This is a genomic window from Pseudomonas floridensis, from assembly GCF_002087235.1.
Taxonomy (GTDB): Bacteria; Pseudomonadota; Gammaproteobacteria; order Pseudomonadales; family Pseudomonadaceae; genus Aquipseudomonas; species Aquipseudomonas floridensis.
On sequence record NZ_MUIO01000003.1, the window covers coordinates 1 to 23,617 of the forward strand.

Below are 23,617 nucleotides of genomic sequence, written 5' to 3' on the forward strand. Positions count from 1 at the left end.
CACCCTGGCGTGATCATGCTGTTTGAATGGGGGCGGGCTTGGCCCGCCATCGCGGAATATATCCGCGATGGCATCATAAAATGCCCATTCATCGGGGGATGATGAAAGACAGTTGGCTCCCACTGAGCCCACCGCGCCATCTGCAATCACCGCGTCAATCGTAGGAGCGAGCTTGCTCGAAGAGGCCAGTACATCCGACCCAGATCCAGCGCTCAAGACACCGTCTTCGCGGACAAGTTGGCTCCCACGCATCACGCCCGCGATGTGGGTCTGTGGGAGTGGACTTGTCCACGAAAGCGACGTGTGAGGCGCTGCTTCTGTGGCGGGTGTGCCGGGTTATTCGCGGACAAGTCCGCTCCCACTGACCCCGCCGCGCTACGCGTAATCAGAGCTTCGGCAACTGCCCGATACGGCCCATCATTTCGGTCACGATTTGCAGGTCCAGCAAGAACTGCTCGGTGGTCTTGAACTCGTTGTCCGTGTGGCCGGTGTATTTGGCTTCAGGTCTGGCCAGACCAAATTGCACGCCATTGGGCAAGCTGTGAACCGAGGTCGCGCCCGCCGAGGTGCCGAACTTATGCGCCATGCCCAGGTTTTCAGTCGCGACGGCGAGCAGGGCCTTGACCCATTCGCCTTCAGGGTTGCGGTACATCGGCTCGGCAATGGAGTAATCGAACGCAGGCGCAATGTTGCTCTGTTTGCTCCAGGCGGTCAGCTTCTCGGCGATCTCGGCTTTGAGTTTCTCCGGAGACTTGCCTTTAGGCACACGCAGATTGACCGCGAGCTTGAAGGTTTTCTCATCCATGCCAATGAACGTCGGAGACGCGGTCAGCGGGCCCATGAACTCATCGGCGAAACCGACGCCCAGCTTGCTGCCCAGGTAATCCAGCCCCCAGTTGTCGGCCAGGTACCGGGCCGCGTCGGTGATGTGGTTATGCTTGAACGCCACTTTGCCGTCCAAACTGTTGATGAAATCAAGCATTCTGGCGACCGGATTGACGCCCGACTCAGGTTCGGACGAGTGAGCGGACACGCCAGTGACCGTCAGCTTCACATCTTTACCCTCGACAGCCGCGTCTATCTGGAAGTCGCCGCCGTTACGCTTGGCATACTCGTCACCGGCTTTTTTCAGGCTGGCGGCCAGTTCTGCTGGCGAGTCGGTTACCAGTGTGGCTACGGATTTTGAAGGGATCTGATTGGTCGCCGCGCCGCCGGTCAGCGAGGTGATCTCAGCGCCTTTGCCCTGCCCCTCACGCACAGGGAAATTGGCCATCACGGTGCCGTAGCCTTTCTCGGCGATCACCACCGGATAACCGCCGTCCAGCGCCAGGTTGTAGTTGGGCGTCGGGTTGCGTTCGAAGTAGTACGGAATCGCGTCGCCGGAAGTTTCTTCGGTGGTGTCGATCAGCAGCTTGAAGTTTCGGGCCAGCGGCAGCTTCTCGTCCTTGATGACTTTCATGGCGTACATCGCGACCACAATGCCGTTCTTGTCGTCTTCAGTGCCACGGCCGTACATGCGGTCGCCAATCAACGTGACCTTGAAGGGGTCCAGTTTCGTGCCGTCCGGCAGCACCCAGTTCGCAGGCGTGACTGGCACCACATCGGCGTGCGCGTGAATGCCGACCACTTCATCGCCGCTGCCTTCGAGGGATATCTCGTAGACGCGATTATCAATGTTGCGGAAGTTGAGGTTGAACGACTCGGCCAGTGCCTTGATCTTGTCGGCGATTTTGATGAATTCGGGGTTGTCGTGCTGCGCAACGCCTTCCACGGCGAAGGTCGGGATCGCGACCAGTTCACGCAGATTTTCAGTCGCCGCGCTGCCGTACTTCACCCGTGCGTACAGACCCAGCAGGCGATGGATCTCGTTTTGCTGTTCGGCCGTGAGCGTCTTGTTTTCGAGAAAGGCGTTGATGGCGGGCTCGAGCCTGGCGGTTTTGGCCAGATCGCTCTTTGCGACGCCGGCCAGGAACTGCCTGAAATCGGTGACCGACTTTTCGTTGAAGGTGTTCAGAATCGCCGCGCTCTGTTGCGGCGTGATGTTGGCCAACGTGAAAGGGCTGAACGCTGAAAGGCTGGCGAGCATCAGGGTCGTTGCAGCCAGATGCTTGAGGGAAAGGTTCATGGGCAGAAGCACTCCTTTGCAGGGATTTATGAGGGAGACAGACCTGATCAACCGATCAGGAAAGCCCCCAAAATAACACTGCGAGCAGGGGATGTAAGCGTTTGTGTCACGCGATCTGTCGGCAGCACGACGGCTCGTTGCGTTGAACAGTCGCCAGAGGGCAACCCTCCTGTCAGCGAACGACGCCTGTTCACATAACGGTCACCGTATCGACAACTCCAGGTGCCACGCTGAACGCAACAGGTATTCCGACCCGCCACCGTCGGCGCTTCTCTCTCGCAAACTCTTCAGGATTCTTTCCATGAAAATCAGCGTTTTTGGCAGCGGATACGTCGGTCTCGTTCAGGCTGCAGTGCTTGCCGAGGTCGGTCACGAGGTGGTCTGCATGGACATCGATCAGGCCAAGGTCGATCAACTGACGCAGGGCCAGGTGCACATTTACGAGCCGGGCCTGTCGAACCTGGTGCGTGAAAATCTGGACCATAAGCGCCTGCACTTCACCAGCGACGTGCAATGGGCGGTCGAACATGCCGAGGTGCTGTTCATCGCTGTTGGCACACCTTCCTGCGATGACGGTTCCGCCGATCTGCGGCATTTCTTCGCCGTAGGCAGCAGCATCGCCCGCTACCGCAGCGAGCCATTGATCATCGTGGAAAAGTCCACAGTGCCGGTCGGCAGTGGCGACGCCTTGCGAGCGCACATCGACAAGGCGCTGCGCCAGGCCGGACGCCTGTTGCAATTCGATATCGTCTCCAACCCGGAATTTCTCAAAGAAGGCTCGGCGGTCAAGGATTGCCGTCGCCCGGACCGCATCGTTATCGGTTGCGAGAGTGAAGCCGTGCGCAAAGTGATGCGCGAGCTATATGCGCCGTTCAACCGCAATCATGACCGGATCATGTTCATGGATTTGCGCAGCGCCGAACTCACCAAATACGCCGCCAACTGCATGCTGGCCACCAAAATCAGCTTCATCAACCAGATCGCCGAACTGGCAGAACACCTGGGCGCGGATGTCGAGTCCGTGCGGCTGGGCATTGGCGCGGACTCACGCATCGGCTACGACTTCATCTACCCCGGCTGCGGCTATGGCGGCTCGTGCTTCGGCAAAGACATCCGTGCGCTGATCCACAGCGCCCGCGAAGCACACTGCTCGAACGACCTGTTGTCCGTGGTCGAAGCCATCAACGAGCGGCAGAAGAACAAACTGTTCGAGCGGGTCAACGCGTTCTACCGGGGCGACTTGCGCGGCAAGACCTTCGCGCTCTGGGGCCTGGCGTTCAAGCCGAACACCGACGACATGCGCGATGCGCCCAGCCGGGTGCTGATGGAAGCGCTCTGGGCCGCAGGCGCCACGGTGCGGGCGTTCGACCCGGAAGCCATGCAGGAAGCGCAGCGGATCTATGGTCATCGCAAGGACCTGATCCTGATGGGTACACCGGAATCGACCCTGATCGACGCCGATGCCCTGATCATCTGTACCGAATGGCAGCAATTCAAGGCACCTGACTTCCAGCTGATCCAGCAACGACTCGGCGCGCCGGTCATTTTCGATGGCCGCAACCTGTACGACACCGAACGGCTCGCGAACAGCGGCTTTCACTACTTCCCGATTGGGCGTGGCGAATCGTGCGACTTGCCGATGCCGCAGAAGCAATGGATACCCGTGCAGCCCGTCGCGCACCGTCAGAGTTTCTGACGCGCGCAGCACATGGGGTATCAAAGTTCCTGAGCGATGGTGAGCCGAATGACCAGGCTCTTCGGCTCAACGTCAGGCGGTAGCAGAAAACGGCACGTCCAGCCTCAGCACCCGCTACCGCATCAACCGGCCACCCATGTAAAGAGTTCTCCCGTCAGGCCGACAGCCTTTCGACTCTTGAGCCTCGAAACCCGCTGCTCTCAACGCATGGAAAGGACTCCCCATGAATTACAGCGTCATACTCGCCCCTTTCTTGAGCCAACTCGTCTGGCTGATCCCTTTTGTACTGCTGATCACGCTGCTTAAATCATCGTGGGCGAAGGGGCATATCGGTGAGTGTTGGGTGCGCCTGTTCACGTACTGGAAACTGGACAAATCGGTGTATCGCCGCCTGCACAACGTCACGCTGGATACGGCAGACGGCACGACGCAGATCGATCATGTGTTCCTCTCGCCTTTCGGCATCTTCGTGCTGGAAACCAAGAACATGAGCGGCTGGATCTTTGGCAGCGAAACCCAGCCGCAGTGGACGCAGAAATTGTACCGGCGCACGTTCAGATTCCAGAACCCGCTCAGGCAGAACTACAAACACGTCAAAGCGCTCGAGGCGACACTCGGGGTCGAGCTGGAGCATCTTCATTCGATCGTCAGCTTCGTCGGCGAAAGCACGTTCAAGACCCCGATGCCCGCCAACGTAACGCAAGGCATCGGTTACATTCGCTACATCCGCGCCTTCCAGCAGCCGGTGTTCAGCGAAGCGCAGGTCGATGCGCTCATGCTGACGTTGCAAAACAAACGACGGGCTCCCACCCGTGCGACTCATCGTGAGCACGTACAGAATCTCAAGCGGCGCAGATAACCCTTCACACGCTTATCCGGCCGGTGCGAACCGCAACAAACCAAACCCATTGCCCCTCAAATGTGGCTTACTGGGGATCATCACCATCCAATCAGGGATCTCTTCCCTACCCTCGCGGTCTTTTAACGCATGACGAATTCGCGCTCTGCTTACATACCTTCCTGGCTTCGCCCTGTTCTGCGTCCTTTGCTGGATCCGTATCGCCGTTATCGGCATGCACGGCTGATCCATGCGGCGCGGATTTCGGTGGGCTTGCTGGTGACGATCCTGCTGACTTCCGGCCTCAACATTCCGCACGGTGAATGGGCGTCGGTGACGATGCTGATCGTCATCGGCGGTCTGCAGCACCATGGCAACATCGGCAAGAAGTCGGTCGAGCGGGCTTACGGGACGCTGATCGGTGCCGGGTTGGGCCTGATGGTCGTCGTGCAGCAGGGCTATCTTGAAATGCCGCTGCTGACCTACGCGATCATGTCGGTGCTGTGCGGTTTCTTTGCCTATCACGCGATCGGCAAAGGCGGCTATACCGCGCTGTTGTCGGCCATCACCCTGTTTATCGTCGCAGGTCACGGCTACAACCCGATCAGCGACGGGCTGTGGCGCACCGTGGACATCCTGATCGGCATCGCGCTGGCTCTGGCGTTCTCGTTTGCCTTGCCGCTGTATGCGGTTTTTTCCTGGCGCTACAACCTGGCCAGCGGTCTGCGCGACTGCGCCAAGGTGTATGGGCGTATCGTGCAGGGCCAGCCGGTGACCGCCGATGAGCACTTGAAGCTGACCGCCAGACTCAACGCCACGATGCTGCAATTGCGCTCGCTGCTGCCGTCGGTGTCCAAGGAAGTGAAGATGTCGATGGTCGAGCTGGACGCCATTCAGGGGCATTTCCGCATGTGCCTGAGTACGCTGGAAATCCTCGCCAATATCCGCCCCGCCAACCTGGATAAGGTGGCTGGTGAATCGTTGAAAGCCTCACTGGATGGCGAGTATCGACAGATACGCCGCCAGTTGATCGGGATGGCGCGAGCGCTGCAGACGGGTGCCACCGAACGTCTGGCGCGTTCTTCGGAAGCCAATCCTGTACGGTCCGACGTTCCGGCTGAGCTGGCAGGCTACGAATTGATGACCCAACAGTTGGCGCTCAATCTCGACGGCTTGCAGGCCCGGCTGGCCAAGACTGCCCGGCGCTGGAAATTCTGAGGGAGCTGCCCGTGTCCGCCATTCACCCGCCCGTTCTGGATGAAATCGATCGCAAGCTGATCGCCGCCCTGCAAATCAATGCCCGCGAAAGCGTCGCCACGCTGGCCCGCCAGTTGGGCATCGCGCGTACCACGGTCACCTCGCGACTGGCGCGCCTGGAGACGGCCAAGGTGATTACCGGTTACGGCGTACGTCTGGGCAAGCGCGTCGTCGATGGCGGTTTGCAGGCCTACGTCGGCATCACCGTGCAGCCGCGTTCGGGCAAGGAAGTGCTGCGTCGGCTCAGCGCGCTGGCCCAGGTACAGCAATTGTGCGCGGTCAGCGGCGAATTCGATTACGTGGCCTGGTTGCGCACCGACTCGCCCGAGCAACTGGACGAATTGCTGGACCTGATCGGCAGTGTGGACGGCGTGGAGAAAACCACCACATCGATCATCCTGAGCAGCAAGATCGACCGGGGCCAACCGGTCTGATCACTACTGAATAGCCGGCCAGCAATCAAAATAACCATTCTTATCGTCATTTTGCACAAACAAACATCATATCGACGACACATTGCGTCTTAATAACGTGTGTGCGCTTATCTAGACTGTTGCCTTTCGCCGTTGTCCGACATTCATCAGTAAGGTCAGTCATGAAAATCAATCGTCACCCCGCCAACGGCAAAAAGCCGATCACCATGTTCGGTCCCGACTTCCCGTTCGCCTTCGATGAATGGATCGAGCATCCGAAAGGCCTGGGCAGCATTCCAAAAGAGCAGCATGGCGCGGAAGTGGCGATCATCGGTGCCGGCATCGCCGGGCTGGTGGCGGCCTATGAGCTGATGAAGATGGGCCTGAAACCTGTGGTCTACGAGGCCTCGAAAATGGGCGGCCGCCTGCGTTCACAGGAATTCGAAGGCGCCAAGGGCATTGTCGCCGAACTGGGCGGCATGCGCTTTCCGGTCTCCTCCACAGCGTTCTTTCATTACGTCGACAAGCTGGGCCTGGAATCCAGGCCCTTCCCCAACCCGCTGACCGACGCATCGGGCAGTACGGTTATCGATCTGGAAGGCACCACGTATTACGCACAAATGTTGTCGGACTTGCCTGCGTTGTTCCAGGAAGTGGCTGACGCCTGGGCCGATGCACTGGAAGCCGGCTCGCAGTTCGCCGACATCCAGCAAGCGATCCGCGACCGCGACGTGCCACGCCTCAAGGAACTGTGGAACAAGCTGGTTCCGCTGTGGGACGACCGCACCTTTTATGACTTCGTGGCGACCTCCAAGGCGTTCGCCAGGCTGTCGTTCTACCACCGCGAAGTGTTTGGCCAGGTCGGGTTCGGCACCGGCGGCTGGGACTCGGACTTCCCCAACTCGATGCTGGAAATCTTTCGCGTGGTGATGACCAATTGCGATGAGCATCAGCACCTGATCGTCGGCGGCGTGCAGCAGGTTCCGGTCGGTTTGTGGAGCCATGTGCCGGAACACTGTGCGCACTGGCCCAAAGGCACCAGCCTGTCGTCACTGCACCGAGGCGCGCCGCGTCCCGGCGTGAAGCGCATTGCCCGCAACGAAGACGGTAATCTGACCGTCACCGACAACTGGGGCGATACCCGTCAGTACGCAGCGGTGCTGACCACCTGCCAGAGCTGGCTGCTGACCACCCAGATCGAGTGCGAAGAATCGCTGTTCTCGCAGAAGATGTGGATGGCGCTGGACCGCACGCGTTACATGCAGTCATCGAAAACCTTCGTCATGGTCGACCGCCCGTTCTGGAAAGACAAAGACCCGGAAACCGGTCGCGACCTGATGAGCATGACCCTCACCGATCGCCTGACCCGTGGCACCTATCTGTTCGATAACGGCGACGACAAGCCGGGCGTGATCTGCCTGTCGTATTCGTGGATGAGTGACGCACTGAAGATGCTGCCGCAGCCTATCGACAAGCGCGTGAAGCTGGCGCTGGATGCCCTGAAGAAGATCTACCCGAAGGTCGACATCGCGGCACGCATCATCGGCGACCCGATCACCGTGTCCTGGGAAGCCGACCCGCACTTCCTCGGCGCCTTCAAGGGTGCGCTGCCGGGCCATTACCGCTATAACCAGCGCATGTATGCGCACTTCATGCAGCAGGACATGCCCAGCGAACAGCGCGGCATGTTCATCGCCGGTGACGATGTGTCCTGGACGCCGGCCTGGGTGGAAGGCGCGGTGCAGACGTCGCTGAACGCGGTATGGGGCATCATGAATCACTTTGGCGGCAAGACCCACGCCGAGAACCCCGGCCCTGGCGATGTGTTCCACGACATCGGCCCGATTGCGCTGGCTGACTGACAGAAGGAAATCCTCATGCGTGTCGCGCTCTATCAATGCACGCCGCTGCCGCTGGACGTCAGCGGCAACCTGACCCGGCTGGAGCGACAGGCTCAAGCGGCGGCCGCGCAAGGCGCAGACGTGCTGGTCTGCCCGGAGATGTTTCTGACCGGCTACAACATCGGCGCGCAGGCGTGTGCCGAATTGGCGCAAGCCTGTGATGGACCAGCGGCGACGCGCATCGCGCAGATTGCCCGCGAGCATGGGGTGGCGATTCTGTACGGCTACCCGGAGCGCGGCGCTGAACAACAGATCTATAACGCTGTGCAACTGATCGACAGTCAGGGCAAGCGGCTGACCCATTACCGCAAGACGCACCTGTTCAGCGATCTGGACAGGTCGATGTTCGCAGCGGGGGAGGATCTTTCTCCGGTGGTCGAGCTGAACGGCTGGCGACTGGGCATGCTGATCTGCTACGACGTGGAATTTCCGGAGAACACCCGTCGTCTGGCGCTGGAAGGTGCCGAACTCATCCTGGTGCCGACAGCGAACATGGCGCCTTTCGATTTCGTCTGCGACGTGACGGTGCGGGCACGGGCTTTCGAGAATCACTGCTACGTGGTGTACGCCAACTATTGCGGCAGCGAGGGCGAGATTCGTTATTGCGGCCTGAGCAGCGTTTGCGCGCCGAACGGCAGTCGTCCTGTGTTGGCGGGGCCGGATGAAGCGTTGATGGTCAGCGAACTGGATCGATCACTGCTGACGCACTCCAGGGCAGTCAACGACTACTTCCAAGATCGCAGGCCGACGCTGTACGTGGCGAAGGCCGAGTAAGGAAAAGCCCCTCCGGCCCAGACGCGCATTCGAGACATCGTCTTCGCAAACCTTTTCGCGCCCGCGATGTGGGGCTGTGGGAGTGGACTTGTCCACGAAAGCGGCGTGTGAGGCGCTGCTTCTGTGGCGGATGTACCGGGTTATTCGCGGACAAGTCTGCTCCCACGCATCACAGCGCCACCTGTGAAAGACAGTTGGCTCCCACGTACCACAGCGCCAACCGTAATTACCGCTCCCACTGGTTTCCGCGTTTTTACAGCGAGAAGTGCGGCTGCCTCGCGAGGCGGCTTGATTATCCGCTAGCATGACGCTCTGTCTTCCCTGCCCTTGCGACCCGCCATGCCTTCACCGTCCACTTCTGCCATCGAACGCATTACACTGGCCAACGGCCTGAGCGTGGTGCTGTGCCATGAGCCGCGTCTGAAGCGCTGCGCCGCTTCGCTACGGGTCGCGGCGGGCAGTCATGATGTGCCGCAGGCCTGGCCCGGGTTGGCGCATTTTCTCGAACATCTGTTCTTTCTCGGCACCGAACGCTTTGCCGCCGGGCAGAACCTGATGAGTTTCGTGCAGCGTCACGGCGGTCAGATCAACGCCAGCACCCGCGAGCGCGCCACGGATTTTTTCTTCGAACTGCCGCCCGCCGTTTTCGCCGACGGGCTGGAGCGCCTGTGCGACATGCTCGCCCACCCGCGCATGGCCGTGCCTGACCAGTTGCGTGAGCGCGAGGTGTTGCACGCCGAATTCATCGCCTGGCGTGGCGATGCCCAGGCACGTCAGCAACAATGTCTGCTGAGGTCAATCAACCCACAGCACCCGTTGCGCGGCTTCCATGCGGGCAATCGCTACAGCCTGTCTGTACCCAATCCGGCGTTTCAGCAGGCATTGAAGGACTTTTACCAACGGTTCTATCAGGCCGGGCAAATGACCCTGTGCCTGAGCGGTCCGCAATCACTGGCTGAATTGCAGACGCTGGCGATAGCCCACGGTGCCCGGTTCGCGGCCGGCCGACGCATCGCGCAATTGCCAGCGCCGCCGTTGAACACGAACCGCAAGCAACCGATTGAAATCGATCTGCAGAACATGCACCTGTTGTTCGCCTGTGAGGACTTGCCGGAAAAAACCGATGAGGCCACTGCGTTTCTTTGCCACTGGCTCAATTCCGCCAAGCCGGGTGGTTTGATGGCCACGTTGATCGAACGTCATTCGATCCGTGCCCTGAAGGCCACGCCTCTGTATCAGTTTGGTGGGCAACTGTTGCTGGATGTGGTGGTTGAAAACAACGCCGCAAGTACGCCTACACCCAAGCAGGCAGCAGATCTTTTTTTCGATTGGCTGGCGTTCTTCAAACGGCAATGGCCATCACTCACCGAAGAATACCGGCGTGTGCAGCAACGCCGACTGCAGACTGGCGGAGCACTGGCGCTGGCGCATCATCACTGCCACGCGCTCGCAGCAGAACTGAGCGAGCCAGGTGCCGAGGCCTTACGGGCATTACTCGATCAACTTTGCCCCGACACGCTGATCAATCTTCAGAGCGTGGATGCCCCGTCAGCCCCGACCACAAACTGGCGCTTGCCTGCGCCCAATCCGTTTCTGTCACCTGTCGCCGTTCACCAGCAGCATGCCGTACCGAGCGCGTTTTTTTACAGCGCAGCAGTGTCGAACGAGTGCGTGGAAGCGGCCGTTTACCTGCGCTGGCAGTTGCCCTGTGCGCAGCCGCAACTCTGGCGGATGCTCAATGACAGCTTGCAGGACCTGACCGAAGACGCCCGACAAGCTGGGGTCACCCTGACGTTCAGCGCTTACGGCCCTTACTGGCAACTGCGGCTGAACGGTTTCCCCGAACCGTTCGCCGCCGTCATCGAGCAATGCCTGCATCGTTTGCAGCACCCCGACAGTGACGTACAGGGCCGTTATGGGCAGCCTGCGAATGAGCCGACGCTGATCCCGATTCGTCAGCTTCTCAAGCAGCTGCCTGATCATTTTCTAACCAGCGAGCCAGCACAGGAAACCGACGACCTGAACAGTGTCTGGGCCAAGTCACGCTGGCAGGGCTTCGCCGCGGGCCTGCCGGACATCGGCAAAGGTGCGCTGAATGCGGCGCTGACCACCCTGCCGGGTCAGCCGCTGACCCAGCGCCCTGCCTCCCGAGCCACCCATCCCGGTAAGCGCTGGCAGACTGAACCTTCGGCCTCGTCGGAAAGCGCAGTGTTGTTGTTCTGCCCTGCGCCCGGCACCTCAATCGAAGATGAAGCCGCCTGGCGACTGCTGGCTCATCTGCTACAGGCGCCGTTCTATCAACGGCTGCGCGTCGAGTTGCAACTGGGTTACGCGGTCTTCAGCGGCATTCGGCAGATCAACGGCGTCACTGGCCTGCTGTTCGGCGTTCAGTCGCCGACCTGCGATGTCGATCAGATCATCGACCACATCGAGACCTTTCTCGGCCAGTTGCCGGATCTGATATGCAACGCCGATCTGCCCGAACAATCCGCAGCATTGAGCGCGCAATACGACCTGAAAACGCTGTCCGATGAACAGGCTGCGGAGCTGCTCTGGCAGGCGCACCTTGCCGGGCAGGGTGGCGATCACGCGCTGCGTTTGCAGCAGGCGCTGTCAAATCTGGATACACACTTGTTAAACGCGTCGGCCAGCAGGCTGCACGACGCCAGTACCTGCTGGCTCATCGTGGCCAATCGCCCGCCAGCCGCCGCGCGCAGGGATCGTTACCTGAACGGTAAGGGTCTTTCGTAAAGATTTGGGCACTCTCAAATTGTTAAATTGAGTAACATAGCTCCCTAAGCATCTGAACGTATGCCATTGCCGGTGCACTAAGATGTAGTCACCAACCGCTGCATTATCTGAAGGAGCTTTTCTATGTCGTGGACTAAACCTGCTTACACTGATCTGCGTATCGGCTTTGAAGTCACCATGTACTTCGCAAGCCGTTGATTCCAGCGCGCTGTAAAGCCTCGGTTCGCCGGGGCTTTTTTTATTGTAAGGCTGTTTCTGTTTTTTGTTTCGGGTCATGTGCTAGGGAACTGACATGTACATCCAGATTTTAGGCTCCGCTGCTGGCGGTGGTTTTCCGCAGTGGAACTGCAATTGCGTCAATTGCGCAGGCTTTCGTGACGGTAGCCTGCGGGCGCAGGCGCGTACTCAATCTTCCATCGCGCTGTCCGACGATGGCGTGAACTGGGTGCTGTGCAACGCGTCACCCGATATCCGCGCCCAGCTTCAGGGCTTTGCGCCCATGCAACCGGGTCGGGCACTGCGCGATACCGGCATCAGCGCCATCGTGCTGATGGACAGCCAGATCGATCACACCACCGGTCTGCTGAGTCTGCGCGAAGGCTGCCCGCATCAGGTCTGGTGCACTGACATGGTCCACGAAGACCTGATCACCGGCTTTCCGCTGTTCGAAATGCTCAAGCACTGGAACGGCGGCCTGAACTGGAACCGCATCGAACTGCAAGGCAACTTCGTGATCCCGGCCTGCCCGAACCTGCGCTTTACGCCGTTTCCGCTGCGCAGCGCCGCACCGCCGTACTCGCCGCACCGCTTCGATCCGCATCCGGGCGACAACATCGGCCTGTTGGTGGAAGACACCCGCACCGGCGGCAAGCTGTTCTATGCACCGGGTCTGGGCAAGGTCGACGAGGCGCTGGCCGAGAAGATGCATGATGCCGACTGCCTGCTGGTGGACGGCACGATGTGGGACGACGATGAAATGCAGCGCCGTGGCGTGGGCACCCGCACGGGCCGGGAAATGGGCCATCTGGCCCAGAACGGCCCTGGCGGCATGCTGGAAGTGCTCGAAAACTTTCCGACGCAGCGCAAGGTACTTATCCACATCAACAACACCAACCCGATCCTCGATGAAGACTCAACGGAGCGCGCCGAGCTGGTCCGGCGCAACGTTGAAGTGGCCTTCGATGGCATGAGCATCGAGCTTTAGGAGCCGACATGAGCGACGCGACTGCGCTGTCCCCCGCCGAATTCGAGCAGGCCTTGCGGGCCAAGGGCGCTTACTACCATATCTACCATCCCTACCATGTGGCGATGTACGAAGGCCGTGCGACCCGCGAGCAGATTCAGGGCTGGGTCGCCAACCGCTTTTACTATCAGGTGAACATCCCGCTCAAGGACGCCGCTATTCTGGCCAACTGCCCGGACCGCGAGATTCGTCGCGAGTGGATTCAGCGCCTGCTGGATCACGACGGCGCGCCTGGCGAAGACGGCGGCATCGAAGCCTGGCTGCGTCTGGGTGAGGCCGTCGGCCTCGATCCGGACCAGTTGCGCTCGCAGGAACTGGTATTGCCGGGCGTGCGCTTCGCCGTCGATGCCTACGTCAACTTCGCCCGCCGCGCCAACTGGCAGGAGGCGGCCAGCAGCTCGCTGACCGAGTTGTTCGCGCCGCAGATTCACCAGTCGCGCCTGGACAGCTGGCCGCAGCATTACCCGTGGATCGACCCGGCCGGTTACGAGTATTTCCGCACGCGCCTGGGTCAGGCACGCCGCGACGTGGAACATGGTCTCGCCATCACATTGCAGCACTACACTACGTATGAAGGCCAGCAGCGCATGCTGGAAATCCTCCAGTTCAAGCTCGATATCCTGTGGAGCATGCTCGATGCCATGTCCATGGCCTATGAATTGAACCGCCCGCCCTATCACAGCGTCACAGACCAGAAGGTCTGGCATAAGGGAATCGCGCTATGAAAGCCCATACGAAGTTAGATCGAAACCTCACTCCCAGCTGGCGCCCGGGTTATCGCTTCCAGTTCGAACCGGCGCAGAACGGCAACGTGCTGTTGTACCCGGAAGGCATGATCAAGCTCAACGACAGCGCGGGCTGGATCGGTGGCCTGATCGACGGACAGCGTACCGTTGCCGCCATCATTGGCGAACTTGAACGCAAATTCCCCAACGTTCCCGAACTGGGCACTGACGTCGATGACTTCATGAAAGTCGCCCGGGAAAAACACTGGATCAACCTTGTCTGACATTACGCTCGCTACTGCCCAGCCACTCATACCGCCCAGGCCGGAAACCGGCCTGCCGCTGTGGCTGCTGGCTGAATTGACTTACCGTTGCCCGCTGCAATGCCCGTATTGCTCCAACCCGCTCGATTTCGCGAAACAGGGTCAGGAGCTGACCACCGAGCAGTGGTTCAAGGTCATGCAGGAAGCGCGGCAGATGGGTGCCGCGCAGATTGGTTTTTCCGGCGGCGAGCCGCTGGTGCGTCAGGACCTGGCCGAACTGATCGCCGAAGCGCGACGGCTGGGGTATTACACCAACCTGATCACCTCGGGCATCGGCCTGACGGAAGAGAAAATCGTCGCCTTCAAAGAAGCCGGCCTGGACCACATCCAGATCAGCTTTCAGGCCAGCGATGAGCAGGTGAACAACATGCTTGCCGGCTCGAAGAAAGCCTTCGCGCAGAAGCTGGAAATGGCCCGCGCCGTGAAGAAGCACGGCTACCCGATGGTGCTGAACTTCGTCACCCATCGGCATAACATCGACAAAATCGACAAGATCATCGAACTCTGTCTGGCCCTTGAGGCGGATTTTGTCGAGCTGGCAACCTGTCAGTTCTACGGTTGGGCGCACCTGAATCGCATCGGCCTGTTGCCGACCAAGGATCAACTGGTGCGCGCCGAAGCCGTCACCAATCAGTACCGGGCACAGCTGGAAGCGGACAATCACCCGTGCAAGCTGATTTTCGTCACGCCCGATTACTACGAAGAACGCCCCAAGGCCTGCATGAACGGCTGGGGCAGCATCTTCCTGACCGTGACACCCGACGGCACTGCGCTGCCGTGTCACGGTGCCCGCCAGATGCCGATTGAGTTTCCGAACGTGCGTGATCACAGCATGCAGCACATCTGGTACGACTCGTTCGGCTTCAACCGTTTTCGCGGTTACGACTGGATGCCCGAACCGTGCCGGTCATGCGATGAAAAAGAGAAGGACTTCGGCGGCTGCCGCTGTCAGGCCTTCATGCTGACCGGCGACGCCGCGAATGCCGATCCGGTGTGCAGCAAGTCGCAGCACCACGGGATGATCACGCAGGCTCGCGACGAGTCCGAGACTGCCACCCAAACCATTGAAGAACTGGCCTTTCGCAATGAACGAAATTCACGACTCATCGCCAAATCTTCCTGAACGGCTCTCCGCCGCCCAGGCCGTCGCCGCCGGTGTGGATTTCGCCGAACTGGATGTCAGTTCGGCGGGCCTGTTCTGGAACGAGTACCGCCCCGAAGACGGCGCCAGCCGCATCTGGCAATGGTACGCGAGCACCACGCGCTGCCTGACGCCGGACGGCTTCAGCGTGCGCAGCCGGGTGTATGAATACGGCGGCGGATCGTTCTGCCTGGCCGATGACGCCGTGGTGTTCGTCAACGAGCGTGACCAGCAGCTTTACCGTCAGCCGCTCGACGGCAGCCTGCCCGTGGCGCTGACCCACGGCGACAAGCGATATGGCGGCGTGTTTCACACCAACGGCGAAATTCTCGCCGTCGAAGAGGATCACACTACGCACCGGCTGGTGAGTATCGAACTGGCTGACGGACGACGCCAGTTGCTGGCCGAAGGCGCGGATTTCTATGCCTCGCCGGTGGTCAGCGCCGATGGCGGACGGCTGGCCTGGATCGAGTGGCAGCGACCGCATCAACCGTGGACGTCGACCCGATTGATGTGTGCGGATAGGCAGGATGACGGCAGTTGGGGGCAGGCGCAGTGCATAGCGGGCAATGGCGCTGAAGAGTCCCTGCAACAGCCTCGTTTCGACGCGCAAGGCTGTCTGTATTGCCTGACCGATCGGGCCGGATTCTGGCAGCCGTGGGGCGAATCGACGCTCGGGTTCGCGCCCTTGAACGCCGCTGCCGCCGACCATTCACCTGCGCCGTGGCAACTGGGAGGCTGCACCTGGCTACCGCTCAGCGAGGGCTTTCTGGCCAGTTGGTCGCAAGACGGCTCGGCAATACTGGGCCTACGCCAGGCCGATGGTTCGCTCACCGACTTCAGCGCAGGCTACAGCCGCTTCCGCAGTCTGGCGCTGGACGAGGATTACATCTACTGCATCGCCGCCTCCGCCGTCAGCACCTCGGCCGTGCTGGCAATTTCGCGCAGCGACCGGAGCGTGCAGGTGCTGGCTGGTGGCGCTTCGCCGTTGCCACCGGAGCAGATCAGTCGCCCTGAGTCGTTGTGTTATCCCAGCGGCAACGCCGAAGCGTACGGGTATTTCTACCCGGCCATGTCCGGCGCTGAAAAACCGCCGCTGGTGGTGTTCATTCACGGCGGTCCGACCTCGGCCTGTTACCCGGTGCTGGACCCGCGCATTCAGTACTGGACCCATCGCGGCTTTGCCGTGGCGGACCTCAATTATCGCGGCAGCACCGGCTACGGCCGTGCGTATCGCCAGGCCTTGCACCTGACCTGGGGCGTGGCGGATGTCGAAGACGCCTGCGCGGTGGTCGCGCACCTTGCCGGACGCGGCCTGATCGACCCGGATAAAGCATTCATTCGCGGCGGCAGCGCGGGTGGCTACACGACGCTGTGCGCGCTGGCGTTCCAGGACGTGTTTCGCGCGGGCGCGAGCCTCTATGGCGTCAGCGATCCGATTGCGCTGGCGCGGGCCACGCACAAATTCGAGGGCGATTATCTGGACTGGCTGATCGGGGATCCGGTCAGAGACGTCGAGCGCTACAAGGAAAGAACACCGCTGCTGCACGCTGACCGGATCAACGTACCGGTGATCTTCTTTCAGGGCGAACTGGACGCGGTGGTGGTTCCGGCGCAGACCCGCGACATGCTCAAAGCCCTACAGGACAAGGGCATCAAGGCCGAGGGGCATTTTTATCCGGACGAATACCATGGTTTCCGCAAGGCGGCCAACCTTGCAGATGCGCTGGAAAAGGAATGGCGGTTTTACCGGAATGTACTGGATGGCGCCGTATGATCGTTCCCGCACCGGGAACGATCAACCGCAGCACTGCGTGGTGTAGCGGTGTTACTTACGCGATACGATGATGTAGATCGCGTGGATGATACCCGGGATGTAGCCGAGCAGGGTCAGCAGGATATTCAGCCAGAACGCGCCGCCAAAGCCTACTTGCATGAACACGCCCACCGGGGGCAGCAGGATGGCGAAGATGATACGAATGATGTCCATGGGAAGCTCCTGATTATTGGCTCTGATTGGCCATACAGCTAATCGACCCTGCGCGTCGGTGAGGGTTCAACCCTCTCTGGCAAGGAGCCATTATTCTTTGGAATAAAGCGCTTCATGGACTGGAAATGCACGGGCACCTACAAATCACGCGCACAAAGAAAACCCCGCCGAAGCGAGGTTTTCCAGACTGTTTCCCTGACATCCTTTTCGTCCCACCATCCTGGCAGGCTTCCCTACGTGTCCCTGTTATTTGATTGCGCATCCTGCGCTACGTCCATGGATTTAGAGTAACTTTGGATCCGACTTAATGGAAGAGGCCAATTGGCAGCACGACGTGTAAGCAAATGCTTACACGCTGATGCTGTGTCAAAACTGATCCGCTTCCAGCAGGAACAGTGACTCGCTGCCTGCACGCACCGAGGCGTTCAACGAGTGGATACGTGGCAGCAGGCGCGCAAAATAGAAGCGCGCCGTGCCCAGCTTGCTGACGTAAAACGCTTCCTGCGCCTCTTTGCCGACGGCGGCCTTGGCCATCATCGCCCACATGTACGCGTAAGCGGTGTAGCCGAACAGGTGCAGATACTCGACCGAAGCCGCACCGATTTCATTGGGGTTGCTGCGCGAACGGTCCAGCACCCAGTTGGTCAGCTCGTCGAGCATGTCCAGTGCGGCTGCAAGCGGGCGGGTGAACTCGCCAAGCGAGCTGTCTGAGTCGGCGATGAACTGACGCACTTCGTCCGAGAACAGTTGGTAGAACGCGCCGCCGGAACCGACGATCTTGCGACCGACCAGATCCAGCGCCTGGATGCCATTGGTGCCCTCGTAGATCTGAGTGATGCGCACGTCACGCACCAGTTGCTCCTGACCCCACTCGCGAATGTAGCCATGACCGCCAAATATCTGCTGGCCATGCACAGTGGTTTCCAGGCCGACGTCGCTGAGAAACGCCTTGGCAACGGGGGTCAGCAGCGCGACCAGATCATCGGCGCGCTTGCGATCGGTGTCGTTTTCGCTGAACTTGGCGATGTCCAGTTGCAGCGCGACGTAGCTGGAGAACGCACGCCCGCCTTCGTTGAACGCCTTCATGGTCAGCAGCATGCGACGCACGTCGGGGTGGACGATGATCGGATCAGCGGCCTTGTCCTTGTTCTGCGCACCGGTCGGCGCACGACTTTGCAGGCGATCCAGCGCGTATTCGACAGCGTTCTGATAAGAACGAACGCCGGACGCCAGGCCCTGGATGCCAACGCCGAGGCGCTCGTAATTCATCATCGTGAACATGGCGGCCAGCCCCTTGTTGGGCTCGCCGATCAGATAGCCAACGGCATCGTCGAAGTTCATCACGCAGGTAGCGGATGCCTGAATGCCCATTTTGTGTTCGATGGAGCCGCAGCTCACAGTGTTGCGCTCGCCGACACTGCCGTCGTCGCCCACCATGAACTTGGGCACCAGAAACAGTGAAATACCTTTCGGCCCTGGCGGTGCGTCCGGCAGCTTGGCCAGTACCAGATGAATGATGTTCTCGGTCAGATCGTGCTCACCGCCGGTGATGAAGATCTTGCTGCCGGTGATCTTGTACGAACCGTCCGTTTGCGGCTCGGCCTTGGTGCGGATGATGCCCAGGTCGGTGCCGGCATGGGCCTCAGTCAGGCACATCGAACCGCACCAGACGCCCGCATACATGTTCGGCAGGTACTTGGCCTTCAGTTCTTCCGTCGCGTGAGTATTGATCGAAACACATGCGCCGGAGGTCAGCATCGGGTACAGCCCGAATGCCAGGCTGGCGGAATTGAGCATTTCCTCGACCTGGGCCGAGACCACTTTAGGCATTCCCATGCCACCAAAATCAGGATTGCCGCCAACGCCGACCCAACCGCCTTCAGCATAGGTGCGATAGGCTTCAGGGAACCCGGCAGGCGTGGTCACGACGGTGTCTTTCCAGTGACAGCCTTCCTCGTCACCATTGCGGCTCAGTGGCGCGATGGTCTTGCTGGTGACTTTGCCTGCTTCTTCAAGAATGGCATCGACTGTCTCGGCGTCGACTGTTTCAGCCAGCGCCGGCAATTGAGCCCAGAGTTTGGAAACCTCGAACACTTCATTGAGGACGAAGCGCATATCGCGCAGCGGCGCTTTGTAGTCAGCCATGGCAAACCTCGTGAACACGGAGCGAGAGACCTGTAAATACTGATCCTTCCCGGTCGGGGAAGTGAATCAGTCATCGAAAGTCACGAGTCTACCCGAACAACATTTCAGACACATAGGGTCGTGTCATGACTATAAAGTCATAACAGGTCACCGGTCAGAATGGATGAACTCAGGTCGCCGCTTCAGTGGTGCGCACGGCACCGCGCCGGGTTTGCTGCTGATGGGAGATGACACAATTGCGCCCCGCGCCCTTGGCCGCATAGAGCGCCTGGTCCGCGGCTTTCAGCACTTCTTCCGGCGTGCGGTGTTCCGGCTGACGTTCAGCGACCCCAATGCTGACGGTGACCGATACGCTGCCTGAATGCGCGCCGCTGCGCCGCTGCCGACCTTGCTGATCGTCTTGCGGACGGCTGTCCTTGTTGCGTAGCTGGATTTCATAGTTGGCAATGGATTCGCGAATGGCCTCCAGATGCGGCAGGCATTCATCGATGGTCTTGGCGGCAAATACGATGGCGAACTCTTCGCCGCCATAGCGATACGCCTTGCCGCCGCCATTGGTGATCTTCGACAGCTTGCTGGCCACCAGTCGCAGCACCTGATCGCCCACGTCATGGCCGTGGGTGTCATTGAATTTCTTGAAGTGGTCGACGTCGCTCATCGCCAGCACGTAATTGCGCCCCAGACGCTGCATACGTTCATTGAGCGCCCGACGCCCGGGAAGGCCGGTCAGCTCATCACGGAAGGCCATTTGATAGGCCTCATGCGCAACCGCGGCGGCAATCATCAGCATCACCTGGCTGCACAGAATATTCAGCGTGAACGGCAGGATGAAGGTCTTGGGCAACGCCCAGAACAGCCCGAGCAGCCCGACGATCTGCGCGGCGTGCAGCGGCCTGGGTTTTTCCAGATACTGCCAGATCAGTACCGCGAACGAGATCAGGAACATGGCGTACGACAGCTGGATGAGGCTCATCCACGCGCCGTGCAGTGCGGGCCAGCGAATGTCGGCAAGCCAGGCCTGCAGCTCGACCGGATAACTCTGCTCAAGACCCAACGCCACGCTGCTGACCGCCAGGAGCACGGCCAGTCGCGCAATCAGATCCTGAAACAAATGCGTGCGCTCCTCCCACGCGGCATACAGCCCGTAGAGCACCGGCAGCAGCAGGCAAACCAGATGAAAGATCACTGCGGCGTCTTCGCGTACCTTGCCGAAGTCGCGGTAATAGTCGGTCTGGGTATCGAGCAGGTAGTAGGCGATGTACACCGTGATCATCAGAAACAGCTCGCGCTGGCGCCGATAAACACCGCAGTAGGCACCGCCCAACAGCAGCACCAGCGTGGGCAGCACGTTAAACAGCGAGGTGAAGAACACATTCAGGTCTTTGACATACGCAGCCGCCAGCCCCGCCACCAGCAATGCCAGTGACGGCAGGAAATGACTCAGTCTTGCAGCGGATGCACGTAACAAAAGGGCCTGTCTCCTACCCGACATTCGAGTAACCACCCGAATCAATGGCATTGTGCCTTCATCCTGAAAACAATGCATTCAGCAGGATTGATCAGTGACTGCTTCTGTAACGGCAGGAGCATGAAAAGGTTTATTAAATGATGGTGAATAGCCATACGAACTGACTGTCCAAGCGACCGGGCGGCGCTCCGTTCGCTCAAGCAGACTGATCATCACGGGCCTCACCAGGAAGCAGAAACGAAAAAGCCGCCTGATCAATGATCAGGCGGCCTGGATGACTCGGACCGGACTCAGTAAGCCAGGCCGAAATCCTCTTCCTTCATTTCCATCAGGTTGCCAGCACCGGACAGAATGGCGGCAACGTGCGTACGGGTACGCGGCAGGATGCGCTGGAAGTAGAAACGCGCCGTCTGGATCTTGGCGCGGTAGAACGCCTCGTCCGACGTACCGGCAGCCAGTTTCTCGGCAGCCAGACGCGCCATGTCTGCCCAGAAGTAGGCCAGGCAGGCATAACCCGAATACATCACGTAATCCACCGAGGCGGCACCGACTTCTTCGCGGTCTTTCATGGCAGCCATACCGACCTTCATGGTCAGCTCGCCCCATTCCTTGTTCAGTGCAGCCAGCGGCGTGACGAATTCCTGCACGGCTTCGTTGCCTTCGTTGTGCTGACAGAACTTGTGCACGATCTTGGTGAAACCCTTGAGCGCTTCGCCCTGGGTCATCAGGACCTTGCGGCCCAGCAGGTCGAGTGCCTGAATGCCGGTGGTGCCTTCGTACAGCATGGAAATACGGCTGTCGCGTACGTTTTGCTCCATGCCCCACTCGGCGATGAAGCCGTGGCCACCGTAGATCTGAACGCCGTGGTTGGCGGCTTCAAAACCGACTTCGGTCATGAACGCCTTGGCGATCGGCGTCATGAACGCCAGCAGCGCGTCGGCGGCCTTCTTCTGATCGGCGTCTTCGCTGTATTTGACGATGTCGACCTGCTTGGCAGTGAAGTACACCATGGCGCGCGTGCCTTCGGCGAAGGCCTTCATGGTCAGCAGCATGCGACGCACGTCTGGATGGACGATGATCGGGTCAGCCGCCTTTTCCGGCGCCTTGGGGCCGGTCAGCGAACGCATCTGCAGACGCTCGCGAGCGTATTTCAGACCGCCCTGGAACGCGATTTCAGCGTGCGCCAGACCTTGCAGCGCAGTGCCTAGACGCGCAGTGTTCATAAAGGTGAACATGCAGTTCAGGCCTTTGTTCGCCGGGCCGATCAGGTAACCGGTCGCGCCGTCGAAGTTCATCACGCAGGTCGCGTTACCGTGGATGCCCATCTTGTGTTCGATGGAGCCACAAGTTACTGCGTTGCGCTCACCGACGCCACCATCGGCGGCCGACAGGAACTTGGGCACGATGAACAGCGAAATGCCTTTGGTGCCCGCCGGAGCGTCCGGCAGACGCGCCAGCACGATGTGGACGATGTTATCGGCCATGTCGTGCTCGCCAGCGGAAATGAAGATCTTGGTGCCGGACACCTTGTAGGTGCCGTCAGCCTGAGGTTCGGCCTTGGTACGCAGCATGCCCAGGTCGGTACCGCAATGTGGCTCGGTCAGGCACATGGTGCCGGTCCATTCGCCGGACACCAGGCGGGTCAGGTAAGCCTCTTGCTGCTCGGGCGTACCGTGCTCGGAAATGGTGTTCATCGCGCCGTGCGACAGGCCAGGGTACATGCCCCACGACCAGTTCGCCTCGCCGACCATTTCGCTGATCGCAAGGCCCAGCGACTCAGGCAGACCTTGACCACCATGCTCGACGTCGTGCGCCAGACTCGGCCAGCCGCCTTCGACGAATTGCTGGTACGCCTGTTTGAAACCGGTCGGCGTCTTCACGCCCGACTCGCTCCAGGTACAGCCTTCGGTATCGCCCACACGGTTCAGCGGGGCCAGCACTTGTTCACAGAACTTGGCGCCCTCCTCGAGAATAGCGTCGACCATATCGGGAGTTGCATCCTGGCAGGCGGGCAGACTCTGATAGTGCGCTTCGTAACCGAGCAGCTCATCACGAACGAAACGAATATCACGCAAGGGGGCCTTGTAATCAGGCATAGCGATAAACCTCTGCTGATGAATCCTGGAACGAATGACCGGGCGGTGGCTGAGAGCAGGCTCCCAGAACCAGACAATCTCGTATGCCTTACGGTCAAACAGGTGTTTGAAACATACGTTTACGCCCAAACCTTGTCAATAGCGGCACGTGCACCATTCGTCCACGGTGCCTTGCAAACTGTACGGGCAAAGTGAGGCGGTATCAGGCGAGCGATAGCTGGAGTCTAGTCGAGGGACGACAGGTTGCGATGGTGATACAGGACGGTGATACGAAGTGATTCAGAAAATGACGCCGTGCACAGAGGGCACGGCGTGGACGGAGCCGGACGCAGGCGTCCGGGTCACTCAGGCGTAGGTGTCGATCAGCGTGCCAAGGGCTTCGTCGCTGGCTTTCTGTGCCGCGATGCCGGCTTCGATCTGAAACTTGCCCGCTTCCATTTCGACGATGTTGGCTGGCAGGTCGGAACGCTGGCTGCGGTCAACCGAGCGCAGGTTCTCGAGCTGAAAGTCCGAAGACTGGCTTCTGCCCGACACTTCGACGTTGGTACTGGCGATTTGCGTGGCCGCCTGATCGACACGACTCTGCCCGACCTGCATAGCGCTCAGGCCTGGATAGAGGGTGTTGTTCATGGTGATTTGCATAAGCCGATCCTCGGTTCAAATAACGAACAAGTGCCATTGAACCAGCAAATGCCCGGAAGCGCTCGACAAATAGACTAATGGCACTAGGC

Annotated in this window: 18 protein-coding genes and 1 pseudogene; 13 read left to right on the plus strand and 6 right to left on the minus strand. The window is 60.0% G+C overall.

Annotated elements, in window-relative coordinates; all coding sequences use genetic code 11:
• Positions 1-385 precede the first annotated feature (385 nt).
• Entirely contained in the window at positions 386-2,125 is a 1,740-nt protein-coding gene (locus BZK31_RS01380; RefSeq protein WP_083180972.1) for a dipeptidase, read from the minus strand.
• A 301-nt stretch (positions 2,126-2,426) separates the two neighbouring features.
• Here BZK31_RS01380 and BZK31_RS01385 point away from each other — a divergent pair, with 301 nt between their 5' ends.
• The 13 genes and pseudogenes from BZK31_RS01385 (at position 2,427) to BZK31_RS01450 (ending at position 16,964) form a co-directional block, all read left to right on the plus strand.
• On the plus strand, positions 2,427-3,821 hold the full coding sequence (locus tag BZK31_RS01385; protein WP_083180973.1) for a UDP-glucose dehydrogenase family protein: 1,395 nt from the start codon (positions 2,427-2,429) through the stop codon (positions 3,819-3,821).
• A 223-nt stretch (positions 3,822-4,044) separates the two neighbouring features.
• Positions 4,045-4,680: a nuclease-related domain-containing protein gene (locus tag BZK31_RS01390; protein WP_083180974.1), complete on the plus strand. Its 636-nt coding sequence runs from the start codon at positions 4,045-4,047 to the stop codon at positions 4,678-4,680.
• Between the two features lie 129 nt (positions 4,681-4,809).
• On the plus strand, positions 4,810-5,877 hold the full coding sequence (locus BZK31_RS01400) for an FUSC family protein (protein ID WP_083180975.1): 1,068 nt from the start codon (positions 4,810-4,812) through the stop codon (positions 5,875-5,877).
• Between the two features lie 11 nt (positions 5,878-5,888).
• A complete protein-coding gene (locus BZK31_RS01405; protein ID WP_083180976.1) occupies positions 5,889-6,350 on the plus strand; it encodes an Lrp/AsnC family transcriptional regulator in 462 nt (153 codons plus the stop codon).
• A gap of 161 nt (positions 6,351-6,511) precedes the next feature.
• On the plus strand, positions 6,512-8,191 hold the full coding sequence (locus BZK31_RS01410) for a flavin monoamine oxidase family protein (RefSeq protein WP_083180977.1): 1,680 nt from the start codon (positions 6,512-6,514) through the stop codon (positions 8,189-8,191).
• Between the two features lie 15 nt (positions 8,192-8,206).
• Positions 8,207-9,004 (plus strand): carbon-nitrogen hydrolase family protein, encoded by a 798-nt coding sequence (locus tag BZK31_RS01415; protein ID WP_083180978.1) that lies wholly within the window; start codon positions 8,207-8,209, stop codon positions 9,002-9,004.
• Between the two features lie 339 nt (positions 9,005-9,343).
• Positions 9,344-11,742 (plus strand): annotated as a pseudogene (gene pqqF, locus BZK31_RS01420) (pyrroloquinoline quinone biosynthesis protein PqqF).
• A gap of 136 nt (positions 11,743-11,878) precedes the next feature.
• Positions 11,879-11,953, plus strand: coding sequence for a pyrroloquinoline quinone precursor peptide PqqA (gene pqqA, locus BZK31_RS01425; RefSeq protein WP_003422658.1), 75 nt, complete (start codon positions 11,879-11,881; stop codon positions 11,951-11,953).
• A 94-nt stretch (positions 11,954-12,047) separates the two neighbouring features.
• A complete protein-coding gene (pqqB, locus tag BZK31_RS01430; protein ID WP_083180979.1) occupies positions 12,048-12,959 on the plus strand; it encodes a pyrroloquinoline quinone biosynthesis protein PqqB in 912 nt (303 codons plus the stop codon).
• 8 nt (positions 12,960-12,967) lie between these two features.
• A complete protein-coding gene (pqqC, locus tag BZK31_RS01435; RefSeq protein WP_083180980.1) occupies positions 12,968-13,723 on the plus strand; it encodes a pyrroloquinoline-quinone synthase PqqC in 756 nt (251 codons plus the stop codon).
• Entirely contained in the window at positions 13,720-14,007 is a 288-nt protein-coding gene (gene pqqD, locus BZK31_RS01440; protein ID WP_083180981.1) for a pyrroloquinoline quinone biosynthesis peptide chaperone PqqD, read from the plus strand. Before pqqC ends, pqqD begins: the two co-directional genes overlap by 4 nt.
• Entirely contained in the window at positions 14,000-15,169 is a 1,170-nt protein-coding gene (pqqE, locus tag BZK31_RS01445) for a pyrroloquinoline quinone biosynthesis protein PqqE (protein WP_083180982.1), read from the plus strand. Before pqqD ends, pqqE begins: the two co-directional genes overlap by 8 nt.
• A complete protein-coding gene (locus tag BZK31_RS01450) occupies positions 15,132-16,964 on the plus strand; it encodes a S9 family peptidase (protein WP_083180983.1) in 1,833 nt (610 codons plus the stop codon). The genes pqqE and BZK31_RS01450 overlap by 38 nt, the downstream gene beginning before the upstream one ends.
• A 51-nt stretch (positions 16,965-17,015) precedes the next feature.
• On the opposite strand, the gene BZK31_RS01455 is transcribed toward BZK31_RS01450, so the two are convergent.
• From BZK31_RS01455 to BZK31_RS01475, 5 genes are all read right to left on the minus strand, one after another.
• Entirely contained in the window at positions 17,016-17,177 is a 162-nt protein-coding gene (locus BZK31_RS01455; protein WP_083180984.1) for a YqaE/Pmp3 family membrane protein, read from the minus strand.
• 366 nt (positions 17,178-17,543) lie between these two features.
• The gene (locus tag BZK31_RS01460; protein WP_083180985.1) at positions 17,544-19,322 is read right to left on the minus strand and encodes an acyl-CoA dehydrogenase C-terminal domain-containing protein; all 1,779 of its coding nucleotides are present in this window, start codon (positions 19,320-19,322) and stop codon (positions 17,544-17,546) included.
• A gap of 169 nt (positions 19,323-19,491) precedes the next feature.
• Positions 19,492-20,790: a GGDEF domain-containing protein gene (locus BZK31_RS01465; RefSeq protein ID WP_083180986.1), complete on the minus strand. Its 1,299-nt coding sequence runs from the start codon at positions 20,788-20,790 to the stop codon at positions 19,492-19,494.
• 290 nt (positions 20,791-21,080) lie between these two features.
• Positions 21,081-22,886, minus strand: coding sequence for a phenylacyl-CoA dehydrogenase (locus BZK31_RS01470; RefSeq protein ID WP_083180987.1), 1,806 nt, complete (start codon positions 22,884-22,886; stop codon positions 21,081-21,083).
• Between the two features lie 345 nt (positions 22,887-23,231).
• Complete coding sequence (locus tag BZK31_RS01475) at positions 23,232-23,528, minus strand: pyrroloquinoline quinone biosynthesis protein PqqE (RefSeq protein WP_083180988.1); 297 nt, start codon at positions 23,526-23,528, stop codon at positions 23,232-23,234.
• Positions 23,529-23,617: the final 89 nt, after the last annotated feature.

Coding starts and splice junctions, on each gene's coding strand:
- BZK31_RS01455 (WP_083180984.1), bottom strand. CDS start 17,177: ATGGACATCATTCGTATCATCTTCGCCATCCTGCTGCCCCCGGTGGGC.
- BZK31_RS01460 (WP_083180985.1), bottom strand. CDS start 19,322: ATGGCTGACTACAAAGCGCCGCTGCGCGATATGCGCTTCGTCCTCAAT.
- pqqB (WP_083180979.1), top strand. CDS start 12,048: ATGTACATCCAGATTTTAGGCTCCGCTGCTGGCGGTGGTTTTCCGCAG.
- pqqD (WP_083180981.1), top strand. CDS start 13,720: ATGAAAGCCCATACGAAGTTAGATCGAAACCTCACTCCCAGCTGGCGC.
- BZK31_RS01470 (WP_083180987.1), bottom strand. CDS start 22,886: ATGCCTGATTACAAGGCCCCCTTGCGTGATATTCGTTTCGTTCGTGAT.
- BZK31_RS01390 (WP_083180974.1), top strand. CDS start 4,045: ATGAATTACAGCGTCATACTCGCCCCTTTCTTGAGCCAACTCGTCTGG.
- BZK31_RS01400 (WP_083180975.1), top strand. CDS start 4,810: ATGACGAATTCGCGCTCTGCTTACATACCTTCCTGGCTTCGCCCTGTT.
- BZK31_RS01380 (WP_083180972.1), bottom strand. CDS start 2,125: ATGAACCTTTCCCTCAAGCATCTGGCTGCAACGACCCTGATGCTCGCC.
- BZK31_RS01475 (WP_083180988.1), bottom strand. CDS start 23,528: ATGCAAATCACCATGAACAACACCCTCTATCCAGGCCTGAGCGCTATG.
- pqqC (WP_083180980.1), top strand. CDS start 12,968: ATGAGCGACGCGACTGCGCTGTCCCCCGCCGAATTCGAGCAGGCCTTG.
- BZK31_RS01410 (WP_083180977.1), top strand. CDS start 6,512: ATGAAAATCAATCGTCACCCCGCCAACGGCAAAAAGCCGATCACCATG.
- BZK31_RS01385 (WP_083180973.1), top strand. CDS start 2,427: ATGAAAATCAGCGTTTTTGGCAGCGGATACGTCGGTCTCGTTCAGGCT.
- BZK31_RS01415 (WP_083180978.1), top strand. CDS start 8,207: ATGCGTGTCGCGCTCTATCAATGCACGCCGCTGCCGCTGGACGTCAGC.
- BZK31_RS01450 (WP_083180983.1), top strand. CDS start 15,132: ATGAACGAAATTCACGACTCATCGCCAAATCTTCCTGAACGGCTCTCC.